This window comes from Candidatus Xiphinematobacter sp. (assembly GCA_016766635.1).
GTDB lineage: Bacteria > Verrucomicrobiota > Verrucomicrobiia > Chthoniobacterales > Xiphinematobacteraceae > Xiphinematobacter.
The window spans coordinates 179250-192951 of sequence record CP068473.1; the positions used below are offsets into that span (position 1 = coordinate 179250).

General features: G+C 49.4%; 14 protein-coding genes. 8 read left to right on the forward strand and 6 right to left on the reverse strand.

What is annotated here, in order from left to right; genetic code table 11:
* Nucleotides 1–82 precede the first annotated feature (82 nt).
* Together rpsA and JMM79_00830 are read left to right on the forward strand one after the other, a co-directional pair.
* A complete protein-coding gene (rpsA, locus tag JMM79_00825; GenBank protein ID QQY08728.1) occupies nucleotides 83–1780 on the forward strand; it encodes a 30S ribosomal protein S1 in 1698 nt (565 codons plus the stop codon).
* A 1-nt stretch (nucleotide 1781) separates the two neighbouring features.
* Complete coding sequence (locus JMM79_00830; GenBank protein QQY08510.1) at nucleotides 1782–2114, forward strand: glutaredoxin; 333 nt, start codon at nucleotides 1782–1784, stop codon at nucleotides 2112–2114.
* Between the two features lie 90 nt (nucleotides 2115–2204).
* On the opposite strand, the gene der is transcribed toward JMM79_00830, so the two are convergent.
* On the reverse strand, nucleotides 2205–3623 hold the full coding sequence (gene der, locus JMM79_00835; protein ID QQY08511.1) for a ribosome biogenesis GTPase Der: 1419 nt from the start codon (nucleotides 3621–3623) through the stop codon (nucleotides 2205–2207).
* A gap of 37 nt (nucleotides 3624–3660) precedes the next feature.
* Nucleotides 3661–4242 carry a CDP-alcohol phosphatidyltransferase family protein gene (locus JMM79_00840; GenBank protein ID QQY08512.1) on the reverse strand — a complete coding sequence of 194 codons (582 nt, stop codon included), beginning with the start codon at nucleotides 4240–4242 and terminating at the stop codon, nucleotides 3661–3663.
* Nucleotides 4243–4427: 185 nt separating this feature from the next.
* Between JMM79_00840 and JMM79_00845 the strand changes: the two genes are divergently transcribed.
* Entirely contained in the window at nucleotides 4428–5240 is an 813-nt protein-coding gene (locus JMM79_00845) for a squalene/phytoene synthase family protein (GenBank protein ID QQY08513.1), read from the forward strand.
* 14 nt (nucleotides 5241–5254) lie between these two features.
* Here the strand turns inward: JMM79_00845 and JMM79_00850 are convergent, their stop codons facing one another.
* The 3 genes from JMM79_00850 to JMM79_00860 form a co-directional block, all read right to left on the reverse strand.
* Nucleotides 5255–5653 (reverse strand): hypothetical protein, encoded by a 399-nt coding sequence (locus JMM79_00850; protein ID QQY08514.1) that lies wholly within the window; start codon nucleotides 5651–5653, stop codon nucleotides 5255–5257.
* Nucleotides 5654–5715: 62 nt separating this feature from the next.
* On the reverse strand, nucleotides 5716–6741 hold the full coding sequence (floA, locus tag JMM79_00855; GenBank protein ID QQY08515.1) for a flotillin-like protein FloA: 1026 nt from the start codon (nucleotides 6739–6741) through the stop codon (nucleotides 5716–5718).
* Nucleotides 6742–6750: 9 nt separating this feature from the next.
* Nucleotides 6751–7254: an NfeD family protein gene (locus tag JMM79_00860; GenBank protein QQY08516.1), complete on the reverse strand. Its 504-nt coding sequence runs from the start codon at nucleotides 7252–7254 to the stop codon at nucleotides 6751–6753.
* Nucleotides 7255–8159: 905 nt separating this feature from the next.
* Between JMM79_00860 and JMM79_00865 the strand changes: the two genes are divergently transcribed.
* The 4 genes from JMM79_00865 to JMM79_00880 all read left to right on the forward strand — a co-directional run bounded on the left by JMM79_00865 (nucleotide 8160) and on the right by JMM79_00880 (nucleotide 12816).
* Nucleotides 8160–8894, forward strand: coding sequence for a succinate dehydrogenase cytochrome b subunit (locus JMM79_00865; protein ID QQY08517.1), 735 nt, complete (start codon nucleotides 8160–8162; stop codon nucleotides 8892–8894).
* A 4-nt stretch (nucleotides 8895–8898) separates the two neighbouring features.
* Nucleotides 8899–10818: a fumarate reductase/succinate dehydrogenase flavoprotein subunit gene (locus JMM79_00870; protein ID QQY08518.1), complete on the forward strand. Its 1920-nt coding sequence runs from the start codon at nucleotides 8899–8901 to the stop codon at nucleotides 10816–10818.
* Between the two features lie 20 nt (nucleotides 10819–10838).
* Nucleotides 10839–11603 carry a succinate dehydrogenase/fumarate reductase iron-sulfur subunit gene (locus JMM79_00875; GenBank protein ID QQY08519.1) on the forward strand — a complete coding sequence of 255 codons (765 nt, stop codon included), beginning with the start codon at nucleotides 10839–10841 and terminating at the stop codon, nucleotides 11601–11603.
* Between the two features lie 478 nt (nucleotides 11604–12081).
* Nucleotides 12082–12816 carry a hypothetical protein gene (locus JMM79_00880; GenBank protein QQY08520.1) on the forward strand — a complete coding sequence of 245 codons (735 nt, stop codon included), beginning with the start codon at nucleotides 12082–12084 and terminating at the stop codon, nucleotides 12814–12816.
* A 366-nt stretch (nucleotides 12817–13182) separates the two neighbouring features.
* Here JMM79_00880 and JMM79_00885 read toward each other — a convergent pair whose 3' ends face one another.
* Entirely contained in the window at nucleotides 13183–13488 is a 306-nt protein-coding gene (locus JMM79_00885; protein ID QQY08521.1) for a hypothetical protein, read from the reverse strand.
* Between the two features lie 23 nt (nucleotides 13489–13511).
* Between JMM79_00885 and JMM79_00890 the strand changes: the two genes are divergently transcribed.
* Nucleotides 13512–13670, forward strand: coding sequence for a hypothetical protein (locus JMM79_00890; protein ID QQY08522.1), 159 nt, complete (start codon nucleotides 13512–13514; stop codon nucleotides 13668–13670).
* Nucleotides 13671–13702 lie beyond the last annotated feature (32 nt).

The following is a 13702-nucleotide window of genomic DNA, read 5'->3' on the forward strand; positions in this document are numbered from 1 at the left end:
GCTTTTCCAATTTTAGGAAAGAGTAGATGGGAGAGTGCCCTTGGGGGCCCCTTGCGTGCCTACTCAACATAACTTTCATATCATGGCCGAACAGGCAGAATTACAGGAATTAATAGCTAGATCCGTCAAAAATTATAGAGAGGGAAGTATTATTAAGGGGTTCATACTTGAGGTTCGCCCAAGGGAATTTTTAGTGGATATTGGATATAAGTCTGAGGGTATCATCCCAGCTACAGAGTTTGATAATCCGGCAGCAGTGGAGGTTGGCGATGAGGTCGAGGTTCTGCTTGAGCGGCTAGAGAATGAGGAGGGAGTGTGTATCCTCTCTAAGGAGAAGGCAGCCCAGCGCCAGAATTGGGAAAAGATCGTCTCCGTCTTCCAAAGAGAAGGCCTGGTTCAGGGAAAAGTCAAGGGAATCGTTAAGGGTGGCCTTATGGTCAACGTGGGCGTGGAGGCCTTTTTGCCGGCTTCACAGATTGACGTTACCCCCCCGCGGGACCTACAGCAATTCGTTGGTAATGTCTACGACTTCAAAATCGTAAAGATCAATGAGGACCGCAAAAACGTGGTCCTGAGTCGTCGTGAAATCATCGAGAGGGAACGCTCCGAGAAGCGCTCAACGTTTCTGAGCTCGGTCCAAGTTGGGGACAAAGTATGGGGTGTCGTCAAGAATATCACCGACTTTGGCGCATTTATCGATTTGGACGGCATTGACGGCCTACTCCATGTCACTGATATCTCTTGGGTCCGAGTGGACCACCCTAGCGCGGTGCTAAGGGTAGGACAATCCATGGAGGTGATTGTGCTGGACGTCAACAAGGAAAAAGAGCGTGTATCTCTTGGCCTTAAACAGACCCAGGACAATCCTTGGGAAAAAATTGAGGAGCGCTTCCCTACCGGGCAGATCGTTGATGGTACCGTCACCAATCTAATGCCCTACGGGGCCTTCGTGCAAGTTGAGGAAGGGGTAGAAGGGTTGATCCACGTTTCCGAGTTATCTTGGACTGAGCGTATTGCACGACCTTCAGATGTTCTTCATCTTGGGCAACGGGTCCGAGCAGTCGTACTAGGTGTAAATAAAGGGGAGCAAAAAATTTCCTTGGGGATGCGTCAATTAACACCTAACCCGTGGGATGAGATTGAGCAACGTTACGTTATTGGTAAGAAAGTGTCTGGAAAGGTACGAAACATGACTGCCTACGGGGCTTTTGTCGAGTTAGAGGATGGTATTGATGGCATGGTACACGTTTCGGACCTAAGCTGGACGCGAAAAATCAACCATCCTAGTGAGATCTTGCAAAAAGGCCAGGAAGTTGAGGCAGTTGTTATCGATATCGATAAGTCGAACCAGCGTATCAGCCTTGGCTATAAACACCTCGAGGAGGACCCATGGAAAGAAATGGATAAGCGCTTCCATCCCGGGGACCTTGTCCATGGAACTGTCACTAAGATCGCTAGTTTTGGCGCTTTTGTAGAACTGGAAGGTGGTACTGATGGGCTGGTTCATATCTCTCAAATTAGCGAGAATCATGTGGACAAGGTAAAGGAGTTCCTTAAGGTCGGGGATGAAGTGGAAGCTCGCGTCATTAAAGTGGATAAAAATGAACGGCGCATTGGTCTTTCAATTAAGGCAGCTAGTTACAGTAAGGAAGATTTACGACGGGAAGGCGAAGCTTTTGGCGGTCTGCGACCCGGAGAAGACATGGTGGGCCTGGCCCAGGCCTTTCAAGCCGCAGAGGAGGAATACCATCCCAGCGATTCCAAGAAGAAAAATAGCTAACATGAAACAGAAATTACAAATAACTGCATACCTAAAGCCCTCTTGTGGATGGAGCAATGGGGTGCGCGCTGTCCTTGCAAAGTACGCGCTTCCCTATGAAGAGAAAGACATTACCGCCAACCCTCAGTTCCGTCGGGAAATGGAACAGGAGAGTGGCCAATCCCTCTCTCCTTGTGTGGCGGTAAACGGCCACATGCTAGCAGATATTAGCGGAGAGGAGCTAGAGCGCTATCTGCTCTCCAGCAAGCTGGTAGAGGCCTCCCATGGGACGACAGATATAACGGATATCCCACTAAATTCTCCTTGTGCTGCTGCCGATGAGCGGAGACGCTAAAGACACGCTAAAAAGGGCACGGGGATGTCTTCCACAAGTTTTTTTGGCCAAAGTTAGAGCGAGAGGGGGCAGCACCTGTGCCTTGCGCTGCTAGTCCTTCGCCTCTTTCCCACGCAAGAGGAGCTCGATTGGCAACCCGGGGAGCCCTAGGTGTTTGCGAATTTGGCCTATTAGATAGCTCCGGTAGGAGCTTGCTAACAGCCTAGGGTCGTTCACAAAAAGTAGAAAGCGGGGAGCAGAAAACGGATGGTGGAGTTCAGGACGAACTTGAGTGGAATAGTAAACCTTAAGCCGCTTGTTATTCCTGTATACTGGGGGATGCCTCCTCAGAGCTTCCTGTAGCAAGCGGTTTAGCTCTCCGGTTCCGACTCGGTGCGCTCCATGCTGGGAGATCTTTTGGATAGTAGGAAAGATGCGCTGAATGTGCTCGCGTGTCTTTGCGGAGAGTGTAATCACGGGCGCAAAACTTATGAAGAACAAGTTGCGCCTCGTCTCCTCTGTGAGTTCATGAAGAAATTTCTGCTGCCAACGCTGCGGTTTTACCAAATCCCATTTGTTGAGGAGGATGATTACTGCCTTGGACGCCTTCTGAACAAGGCCTGCGATCTTTTTGTCCTGGCTCGTTACACCCAGCTGGGCGTCTAGTGCCAGCAAACAGATATCGGCACGTTCGATAGTGTTTATCGAACGCATTATACTGAAAGCCTCTATGGAAGCTCTTCCCTTGGAAGGGTGGCGTATTCCCGCTGTATCACAGAGTGTGTAGTGGGCTCCGTGACAAGTGCAGGTAATGTCTACAGCATCTCTGGTGGTACCTGGCACCTCGCTCACAATCATCCTATTCTCGTCAAGAATGGCATTAATTAGAGAAGACTTTCCTACGTTAGGGCGACCAACAATCGCAACACGTGGAACATTTTTCCACTGTGTAACTTGTTTGGTTTTGCCAGACAACAGCCGATCAATACACAGCACTAGTGCCGTAATTCCACGTCCGTGGATAGCACTTACTCCTATGCAAAACTCAAACCCTAAGCTTGCAAAATCCGCCAGCATGCTCTCCTGTCGCTCGTGGTCAATTTTATTGACTACTAGTATTGAGGGCTGCCCAACGGTCGCTCGCAGCCGCTTGGAGAGTTCTTCATCCAATGGCACAATCCCCGTTTGGGCGTCCGTCACAAAAAGTAGTAATTCTGCCTCCTGCATCGCTGTTTCTGAAGCAGTGGTAGTCTTAGCAGAAAAATCTGAACCCCGTTCTGCGCCAATTCCACCAGTGTCCACGATCCTAAAGGGAAATTGTCCCAGATAACAAATGGCAACGATAAAATCCCTGGTTGTTCCTGGCTGACTGTGAACAACAGAGATTCTTGCCCCTGCAAGGCGATTGAATAGGGCTGACTTTCCTACGTTGGGACGGCCTACGATAGCTACAGACCCTGTACTAAAGTGGCCAGGTGAAATAACACCAGCTTCGCGGTATAAGTGTGAAAATGACCTGCCTGTTTTCATTTTTTCTGTCCGATTTGTTCTACCGTCTGCCGTGCTCCTACCCCTTTCGCTCAAGGCCTTTATACGCACTACCGAGGAGGAGTGTACCACGGTAAACATAATCCGTCCCACTAACAAAAGTGCAGACTCCTGCGATCCACACAGGATAGCAGAACAGTGGAAACTGCAGCATAGTCCACCCTACTGCTAGCATCTGGAATGCTGTCGATATTTTTCCCAAGGAACTAGGCCGAATATCAACGCTGCCCGTGGTATAAAACAACAAACTGCAGCCGAGGAGTAGCACTAAATCGTGAGCTATAACTAGCAGTGTAAACCACAGCGGTAGTGCCATGGGCCATTTGCTAAAGTTGAGAGTTAAAATTGCCGTGAGCAAAAGCCCCTTGTCTGCAATAGGGTCTAGGATACTTCCCAGTCGGGTATGCCCTCCGAGCCGTCTGGCCGCCCAACCGTCTAAAGCATCAGTAGCACAAGCTAGAAGAAAAATTCCGCTCGCTATTAAGCGTCGCCACTCCCTTGGACTCTCCTCCACAACGCTCATACCATAATGGTTAGCCAAAAAGGCAAAAACCGGTATGAGAAAAATTCTAACTAAAGTGATCCAATTAGCTAAAGTCATCCCCTGGAAAGTGCCCCCTTTCTTTAAGGGGAAAGATAGGGGGAATTCTTGAGTCCGTCGGACTCAGGGCACAACCCCCACCTAGGAAGGCCCGCTCCCAACATGAGAGGCAGTGGAAGAGAACCTACCTCTCCGACGTCTCATTGAGACTAAAATAAGTTTATCTGCTATCTCCCATAGCTCTTATGACATCCTGGACCGCTTCTGCTAAGAAAGTATCGAATCTTGTGTTTGCCTTTTCACTCTTACGGGGACAAAAGTTAGCCGATATTCGCACACTTTATAAATTCTGCCGGTTAGTGGACGATATTGCTGATAGTCCCAGTCTGTCAACAGAAGAGAAATCCAGTTTGTTGGGGAACTGGGCTAATGCCTTTGTCGCACACGATTACTCCTCGTTTCCCAGTGAACTCTCCGATCTGATCTTCCGTCGAGCATTGAATCCTGCTCTCTTTTTAGAAATTCTCCACGGAGTTACCTCTGATCTCCATCCAGTTTCATACCGAACTCTTTCAGAGCTCCACCGATATTGCTGGCGTGTGGCGAGTACGGTAGGACTGATCAGTCTCCAGATCTTTGAATGTAAAGATCCACGAAGCCATATCTACGCTGAAATGCTTGGATTAGCACTCCAATTAACACACATCCTACGCGATCTTGGTAAAGACGCCCAGCTTGGTCGGGTTTATATACCAGAGGAAAACCTCCAACATTTTCAGATTACTCGCCAGGCTCTTCTTCGCGGAGAGCCCGAGCCCAGGTTTAACGAACTTATGAGGTACGAGAGTCAGTGTATCCGCAAGCTTTTCAATGAGGCAAAAATGGTTCTCCCTCGATCAGACCGCCAAAACCTCCTCTCAGCAGAAGCCATGCGTTTTGCCTATGAAGCGCTACTTTCCCTAATGGAAGCAGACGGATTTCAGTCCCTCACGAAGCATTATGCACTAAGTAGAGCGCAAAAAATATGGTGTGCGACGAAAGCCCTCATCTGCAGATAAAGCTGCCAGCGGACCTAACGGGTATCCAGAGCACCGCCTAAGAGGGCTGCAAAAGTCTTTGGAGGACCAAGCACCTCTCGTGCAACGATGGCATGCCGAAGCGACGCCTGATCCAACACCTGAAAGGAGGATGAAGGCTGTTGTCTTGTCTGCCAGGCTGTTTTCTCCTCAACAAGAGAAGGTGTGGCGCCTATGGGTTGCCAAGATTTTTTGGAGGGGGGCGGTGCAGAGGATAATCTTTCGGGTAGAGGAAGCTCTTTCTTTGACAGAGGATCCGGCGGCACCACACTTTCTGGTAGACCTAACGCCTCCATCAACTCTTTCCGAGAGACCTCTGTAGGAGTCCTCGGCGGCCCCGCCATTTTTTCTAGGACATCCCCCCCGAACTGGAACTTACCCCTGAGTAGCATCATAATAAAAAAGAGCACGGCTGGCAGCAGGATTTGCCATAGTTCAACTGGAAGGAACACTGTTTTCACTGCTTATTTCCTTCCGACAGAGGACTTTCTGCAATGGCCTCTCGCATGTGAGTATCTGACTGCAAGTTTTTCATACGTAGGTAGTCGAAAACGCCCAAATTTCCACTTCGAAAGGCCTCTGCCATTGCTCGTGGTACTTGTGCCTCAGCCTCTACTACCTTGGCCCGCATCTCCTGCGTCTTTGCTTTCATTTCTTGCTCAGAGGCAACCGCTGCCGCCCGACGCATTTCCGCTTTTGCTTGGGCGACCACTTTATCTGCTTCTGCCTGCTTTACCTGTAGCTTGGCGCCGACGTTTTCACCAACATCTACATCAGCAATATCCACCGACAGAATTTCGAATGCGGTACCGCTATCCAGTCCTTTCCCAAGGACTACTTTAGAAATGCGATCGGGATTTTCCAAAACATCTTTGTAGGACAGGGAGGAACCAATAGCCGTAACAATGCCCTCTCCGACACGTGCAATAATAGTCTCTTCAGTAGCTCCACCTACAAAACGATCGAGGTTGGAACGCACTGTCACCCGCGCACGCACCCTTACCCCGATACCGTCACATGCAACAGCATCGATAGTCGCCTTCCCGGTAGAAGGACTAGGACAATCAATCACCTTTGGATTAATGCTGGTACGTACAGCTTCCAACACAGTTTTGCTAGTCCCCTTTATAGCAAGATCGATAGCGCAGGCACGATTAAAACTCAGGGTAATATCGGCTTTATCTGCAGCGACGAGGGCAAGTACGATGTGGGTCACGTTGCCACCTGCTAGGTAGTGAGCTTCCAGCAAATCAGTATCCGCCTCCAAACCAGCCTTAAGGGCCGTGATACGGTTGTCCACGATAAGTCCCACCGGCACTCGTCTCAATCTCATTCCAATAAGCTTGGAAAAAGGAACTGAGGCGTCTGCAATTTTGGCACGTAACCACACCCCAAAAAAATTGGCGAGAACGAGGGAGAACAACAGTGTGAGGACAATTGTTGTAACCAGAAGGGTAGAAAAAAAGTAGGAGGAAATATCCATCGTTAACCCTTAGCCATTAGGCTCATATTCATCCGCGGCTCTTGCGAGCTTACCACAGCTCGACGCTTGTACAATCAGCTTTTGTCCGTTCTCAGCAATCACCGTGATAGATGAGCCAGCAGCGATAAAAGATCCGTCGCTTATAACATCTCGTCGCTTCCCCTCAACAAAAGCAATACCCGTAGGACGCAATGCAGAAAGAGCGACGCCACGAACCCCTATCATACGAGGACTGCTTGTCAAAGGGGATGAGAGGGATTCCCGATTGGAAATACACTTTCCAAGTGGGGAATGCGCAATGACTCTCAGCCACAGAAGGAACCCCATTGAACAAAGCATCCCCACTCCAGAAAAAATCCAGCTTCCCCAAACGGGGCCATATTCTGTGTATCCGAGTACCATTGCTGTAAGAAGCGCCACAAGTCCCAGAACACCCAGTATCATGCTGGAAAAAAGTACTTCCGCCGACAAAAGTGAAAAACCAATCAAGGTAAAGACAAGAACTGTGTACATACGAGTTATCCTAGTGCTTCCCGTTTCTGTTTCGGGGGAGCTGTAGAGAGAACCACCCCTCCCGGAGGGTACTCCAATAGTTGATTCTCATCCACTCTTAGATGCTCCCGATGTCGTGCAGAAAGGTACTTTGGTCTACTATCTACCACTCGTCCAACGAACAATTCCGAATTCCGCATCCCCGTGTGCAAGAGTGAGTAAACCTCTCACGTTCCCTCTCATCCCCTATACTCGTAACTTGTGACCTTCTCTCGCCTGTAATCGAGAAGAAGCCTGCCTGCTTCCTCGGTTTCAACACTGGGGACAAAGGTAATAGGAAAGAAGGCATAATGGAGAGCTGTCATCCACTGAAGGGGGAAAACAAGTGTCGACAACCGTTCCTTGGCAGTCAGGGATCTTTAAGCTGCCAACTTGCTCTCCAAGCACTCCTATAGCCTTCTCTCCTTGTGATTGGAAAGGCAACCCGAGAGCAGCCCAATCTACTATTGTACCCCCTTGATAAGGCATCGATCCTCTCTTCTTCAGATAGTAGCGGTCTTTACTCTGAAAGTACCTCCCCATAAACAGATCACCGCGAATCTCGCACACCCCTCTTAGTGCGGCAGGACTGTATCCTCTTCTTGGTCCACAATGCCTGAATTGCTTCGAACGCTGTTCGCTCTTTAACTATGTTCTCGGAAGAAGAAGGAGGCAGGCCTGTAGGCACCCAGGCACCACAGCAGCTATGTCTAAAGTTAGGGGCGTATTTAGGAGGTTGCCCAGAAAGAGCTGTCATGAATAAATTCTTAAATAGACTGCTAGGCTGCTGTCTTGTGGATCGTAAGCGCAGGATTGCTAAAAGAAGTATTGAACATTCCCTCTAATGAGGGTAACAGAACACCTAAAACTAACGGAACGCCTGGAACATGTCGTCTCTTCCAATACGGACTACCTTGCAGGGCAACTCTCAACCGCTGGGTTCCTTTGCTTGGACACTTTCTTCCGTAACAAGGAAAATCGTCGTCGCTCTTACTGGAATTATTCTTCTATCCTTCCTGTTCGGGCATTTGTTGGGAAACTTGACTGTGTATATGGGACCTGGCTGGACTAACAGCTATGGGAAGCATCTACGAGATTTTTGGCCTTTCCTCTGGATGGTTCGGATCGTTCTGTTAGTGGCAGGCTTCTTTCATGTCTATTTCGCCGCGGTCCTATGGAGGAGAGCTGCAAAGGCTACTATTAAAAATGTTTTTCGCACACACATTCAAACAAAGTTCTTTAACCGTACAGTACGGCTGAGCGGGGTCAGCGTCTTTATCTTTGTCTTGTTTCATCTTTGCCATTTCACATGGGGGCTTGTGCAGCCTGCGTATGCACATTTAAAGACCCCTGAGGGGGAACGTGATATCTTCAGCATGGTTGCTCATGGATTTCGTAATCCCTTCATTGCCTGGCTATACGTTATTGGGCTTTTCCTGCTTACTCTCCATCTAAGTCACGGTGTTGGAAGCCTCTTCCAAACATTGGGCATTTCCAACCGAAAGTTTCAGCCAATCTTTTGTGCTGCTGGCCATTTCGTTGCATGGACGCTTTTTGCGGGTTATATCTCTATCCCTCTCTCCATTCTATTTTTTGGGCTAGGTGGTGACTGCATAAGATGACAAGATGACGCTGGATCCGAAAATCCCTGGGGGGCCCCTTGAAGAAAAGTGGGCCTTGTTCAAGGATACCACAGAGCTGATAAGTCCTGCCAATAAGCGCAAGTTAAAGATACTAGTGGTGGGAAGTGGTCTAGCCGGGGCTTCAGCAGCAGCAACATTGGGTGAACAGGGGTATCAGGTGAGGTGTTTTTGTTATCAAGATAGCCCCAGGCGTGCTCACAGCATTGCAGCTCAAGGGGGGATCAATGCCGCAAAAAACTATCAAAACGACGGCGACAGTGTCTTTCGCCTCTTTCACGATACTATCAAAGGCGGGGACTTCCGGTCACGCGAGGCCAATGTATATCGTCTTGCTGAGGTAAGTACGTTCATTATTGATCAATGTGTTGCACAGGGGGTTCCCTTTGCCCGCGAGTACAGTGGACTTTTGGCCAATCGCTCTTTCGGGGGGGCTCAGGTCTCCAGGACCTTTTATGCCCGTGGCCAGACTGGACAACAGCTCCTGCTAGGTGCCTATCAAGCGCTACAGCGCCAGATTGCCTTAGGGCAGGTTAAGATGTTTCCGCGCACAGAAATGCTCGACCTAGTTTTGGTGGGTGGACATGCTAAAGGCATTGTCGTACGCGACCTTGTGACTGGAATAGTAGATAGCCACGCGGCTGACGCAGTGCTCCTCTGCACCGGTGGATACAGCAATATTTTCTACCTTTCAACAAATGCGAGGGGCTGCAATGTGACCGCTACATACAGGGCTTACAAGCGGGGCGCCTTGTTTGCTAATCCCTGTTACACTCAAATCCATCCCACCTGTATCCCTGTTAGTGGAGATTACCAGTCTAAGCTAACCCTCATGTCTGAATCGCTGCGTAACGATGGTCGAGTGTGGGTACCCAAAGACAAAGAGGATTGCCTCACTCCGCCTGGAGGCATTCCAGAAATCAAAAGAGATTACTATCTTGAGCGTAAATATCCCAGCTACGGCAACCTGGCTCCGCGCGACATTGCCTCCCGTAGTGCGAAGGAGGTCTGCGATGAGAAACGTGGAATTGGCCCAGGAGGCCTCGGCGTGTACCTTGACTTTAGTGACGCCCTGAGAAGATTAGGACGCTCCGCAATCGAGGAACGCTACGGCAACCTTTTCAAAATCTACAATAACATCACCGGTGAGGACGCTTATGAGTCTCCAATGCGCATCTATCCGGCGGCCCATTATACTATGGGTGGGCTTTGGGTAGACTATAATCTGATGAGTAACATTCCTGGTCTTTATGTCTTGGGAGAGGCCAATTTCTCTGACCATGGCGCTAATCGGCTCGGAGCCAGCGCGCTTATGCAGGGGCTCGCAGATGGCTATTTTATCATTCCCTATACTCTTACGGCTTATCTTGTTACTCAATTGGGAGTCCAACGTCCTTCGCCTGACCATCCTGCCTTTCGTGGAGCAGAACGCAAGGTGAATGCTCGCACTGCACAACTACTTTCTATCCGTGGGAATCGTTCAGCGGACTCTTTTCACCGTGAGTTAGGACTGCTCTTGTGGGACAATTGCGGCATGTCGCGTAGTTGCAAAGGCCTGCAGAGGGTTCTAGAGGAAATCCCTAAAATCCGCGAAGAATTCTGGAGGAATGCTAGTGTTCCTGGTGTTGGGGAAGGGTTTAATCAGTCTTTGGAAAAGGCTGGCCGCGTGGCTGATTTTTTAGAGTTTGGAGAGCTTCTTTGCTCTGACGCCCTCCACCGAGAGGAATCCTGTGGGGGTCATTTCCGCGTAGAGCACCAAACAGGTGATGGAGAAGCTCTCCGCGATGACAAGAATTATGCCTACGTGGCAGCATGGAAATTTAACGGGGAACACACCACCCCTTCTCTTATAAAGGAGCATCTCGTGTATGAGTCTATCCAGCTTAGCACACGAAGTTACAAATAGAGCCGCTATTTGCTGCAGCCATGAATTTTCACCTTAAAGTTTGGAGACAAGCTGGCCCAAACGCGTCCGGGAGGATGGTAGACTATGAGGCAAGGAACATTCCATCTAGGGCTTCGTTTCTAGAAATGCTAGACATTGTCAATGAAGAGCTTACTTCCAAGAGGGAGCTTCCTATCCAGTTCGATCATGATTGCCGGGAGGGAATCTGTGGGACATGCGGCCTGACAATCAATGGTATTCCGCATGGCTGTGGCCGTACAGGAGGCGAAACTACTTGTCAGCTTTATATGCGGAAATTTTCTGACGGTTCAACCATTTACGTCGAACCCTTTCGTGCCAGTTCATTCCCTGTTCTCTGTGATCTTTCTGTCGACCGCTCTGCATTCGACCGTATCATCCAGGTGGGTGGTTTCATTAGCGGACGATCTGGTTCCGCCTCGGATGCAAACGCTCATCCCATTCCAAAAGCTGACGCCGAATTAGCTATGGATGCTGCAGCATGCATCGGTTGCGGAGCTTGTGCGGCCGCTTGTCCAAATGGTTCCGCCATGCTCTTTGTCGCTGCAAAAGTGACACACCTAGAACTCCTACCGCAAGGGAGACTGGAAGCGCAGCAGCGTGTTCTCAATATGATACGTGCCATGGATGCCGAGGGGTTTGGAGGATGTTCCAACTTTTATGAATGTGAAGCCGTCTGCCCAGCAAGCATCCCAGTAGAATTTATCTCTAGAGCGAACCGCAGTCACACCATGGCATCCCTGAAAACAGCTATTGGTAATTTCTGAAAACCGTACGCTTACCTACTTTGTCTCCTTGTTTTTTTGAGGAGGAGAAAAAGAAATCTATAAAAATTATAGAAAAAACATTGGTTCCACCCTTCAAGTTGCCGACCTAGGTTCTCTCTATAGTATGAAAAAATACTGTGGCAATACCTGGTTTTCTCGTTCTGGTTGGTCTGTTGCGCGACATTGAGAGCCCGGAGCAATTCCATCTTCTTCTCTTTTAGGCCCCTTAGGTTTCTTTTTTCCATCTAGCCCCTGGTGCTGAACGTAGTTGTAAACCCTCTCCATCACCATTAGTGCAAGTTCGCGCAAGGACAAGGGGTGTAATTCACGCACTTACTCGAATGGATCAGACTAAGGCTATGGACCACGTGCCCGATGGCTACGATACTCTCGTCGGTTAACTGCCATCCGTGCCATGCCATTAATTTTACCGTAGGTGTTTTTGCCTTTGCGCTTTTCTAATCGTACACATCCCCCGATGGGGGTCAACGGCTCTGCTATTGCCCCTGGGTGGGTGCTTTCTCCCGAAAAGGCTGGCAAGAAGTTAGACGTTCAGCAGAAAGGGAAGGACGGTATAGCCCAGCGCCTTAGCAAAGATCAGCCGTCGTCATTCAAGGCACATAGTGCGGGGGTAGATCAGGGCGATAAGTTCCTGTGTATGGCTGGGCTTCTTTCTTCACTTCGGCTTGCTTCTTTTCCTCAGGGACCTGTCTTTGTTTTGATCGGTCAAATAGTGAGAAGAGATAGATGGATGGACATTTTGTTACCTATTCTGGACCGATTTCTTGCTGAAGATGTGCGCCTTATTATCCTGGGCAGTGTCCGGGACAAGGATGGATCTACACTTAGATTTGTTGCCCGAAAACATGTCTCCAAGTTCTCCTATTTGCAGGAATATGACAGCTTGCGAGTGCGCCACGTTATCAGAGGGTCTCACATGCTCTTAGCGCCTGCACCACTAGAGGAATTGGGTGGTACCCTTCTGACGCAGGCATTGAGGTGCGGAACTATTCCAGTCGCCTACGCCAAAAGGGACCTCCGCAGGCTAGTGCAGGAGTATGATGAGATCAGCAATACGGGATATGGATTTTTCTTTTATGATTCCACACCAAACGCGTTCTTGGATTCTATACGCCAAAGCATTGACATCTTTCACAAGAATGAGCTCTGGCAGAGCATGGTAGCCCGTGCCATACTTGCCGGTTCCTCTTAGGAATTTTCCGCAATACCGGCGGTTGCAAAGCTTTGTGCTTTTTGGGGCATCGGGTTTGGACACCACGTACCGGGGGGGAGCGTCTCCAGAATGTTTTCTCCCATCTTCCACTAGACCCTACCCTACCCAAGTCTTCGGAAAACTCTCGAAGGGGTAGAGGCCGGCTTGGCCTCGTAACACATCCACCGAGATGTCACTTCTTTCCTGGTCTGATCACACGGACCCCCAACACCTCTTCCACTCTGAACTGCGGAACATTTTGGAGGAGCATCTTACGTGGAGCAGGGGGAGAAGCAGGTCGACAGAGACGATTGCAACCCAGCTTAGGACTGTCTCCTGATGCCTCCTGGAAGAGGAGTTTACTTTCTATCTGACAGCTAGCGGAGGAACATCCGCAGCAGTCGACGCTTTAGCTAAAGGGGCCAACCCACTATACTTTCTGCCACTTTTTTTGACCATTCCGCGGGAGACAAGATTCTGGAGTTTTTCGTAAGCTCTTAAGCGCAACATCTCCTCACCACCACTCGCAGCATTTCGAGCACGTAATCTCTCGTGGACGATCTCAAACAGATGTTTGAACTCAAAGGTATCATTTCCTTTGAGAAGAGCAGCAACAAGCTCCTCTGTCACGAGGTCTGGAATCCGGCGAGAGAAAGCACTTTTTCTTTGCATAGGAGAGTACTCCGGAGTCTATCATGCTTGCGAAGAATATCCAGAAGAAATCTATTAATGCCGAGCTTAGTGGCGTCATCCAGAATGATGCTCTCCATCTTGTCGGGAAGCGGCACCATGAGGCAATTGTTTATCAATTTCTGAACGGAGGACCTATCCATCATCCTTATTGCCAACTCTAGATATCAATGGCATTGTCTGCCTTTGCTCTAAC

Excerpts from the sequence above, each read along its gene's own strand:
- rpsA (QQY08728.1), top strand. The coding sequence starts at position 83 with ATGGCCGAACAGGCAGAATTACAGGAATTAATAGCTAGATCCGTCAAA.
- JMM79_00830 (QQY08510.1), top strand. The coding sequence starts at position 1,782 with ATGAAACAGAAATTACAAATAACTGCATACCTAAAGCCCTCTTGTGGA.
- der (QQY08511.1), bottom strand. The coding sequence starts at position 3,623 with ATGAAAACAGGCAGGTCATTTTCACACTTATACCGCGAAGCTGGTGTT.
- JMM79_00840 (QQY08512.1), bottom strand. The coding sequence starts at position 4,242 with ATGACTTTAGCTAATTGGATCACTTTAGTTAGAATTTTTCTCATACCG.
- JMM79_00845 (QQY08513.1), top strand. The coding sequence starts at position 4,428 with ATGACATCCTGGACCGCTTCTGCTAAGAAAGTATCGAATCTTGTGTTT.
- JMM79_00850 (QQY08514.1), bottom strand. The coding sequence starts at position 5,653 with ATGATGCTACTCAGGGGTAAGTTCCAGTTCGGGGGGGATGTCCTAGAA.
- floA (QQY08515.1), bottom strand. The coding sequence starts at position 6,741 with ATGGATATTTCCTCCTACTTTTTTTCTACCCTTCTGGTTACAACAATT.
- JMM79_00860 (QQY08516.1), bottom strand. The coding sequence starts at position 7,254 with ATGTACACAGTTCTTGTCTTTACCTTGATTGGTTTTTCACTTTTGTCG.
- JMM79_00865 (QQY08517.1), top strand. The coding sequence starts at position 8,160 with ATGTCGTCTCTTCCAATACGGACTACCTTGCAGGGCAACTCTCAACCG.
- JMM79_00870 (QQY08518.1), top strand. The coding sequence starts at position 8,899 with ATGACGCTGGATCCGAAAATCCCTGGGGGGCCCCTTGAAGAAAAGTGG.
- JMM79_00875 (QQY08519.1), top strand. The coding sequence starts at position 10,839 with ATGAATTTTCACCTTAAAGTTTGGAGACAAGCTGGCCCAAACGCGTCC.
- JMM79_00880 (QQY08520.1), top strand. The coding sequence starts at position 12,082 with ATGGGGGTCAACGGCTCTGCTATTGCCCCTGGGTGGGTGCTTTCTCCC.
- JMM79_00885 (QQY08521.1), bottom strand. The coding sequence starts at position 13,488 with ATGCAAAGAAAAAGTGCTTTCTCTCGCCGGATTCCAGACCTCGTGACA.
- JMM79_00890 (QQY08522.1), top strand. The coding sequence starts at position 13,512 with ATGCTTGCGAAGAATATCCAGAAGAAATCTATTAATGCCGAGCTTAGT.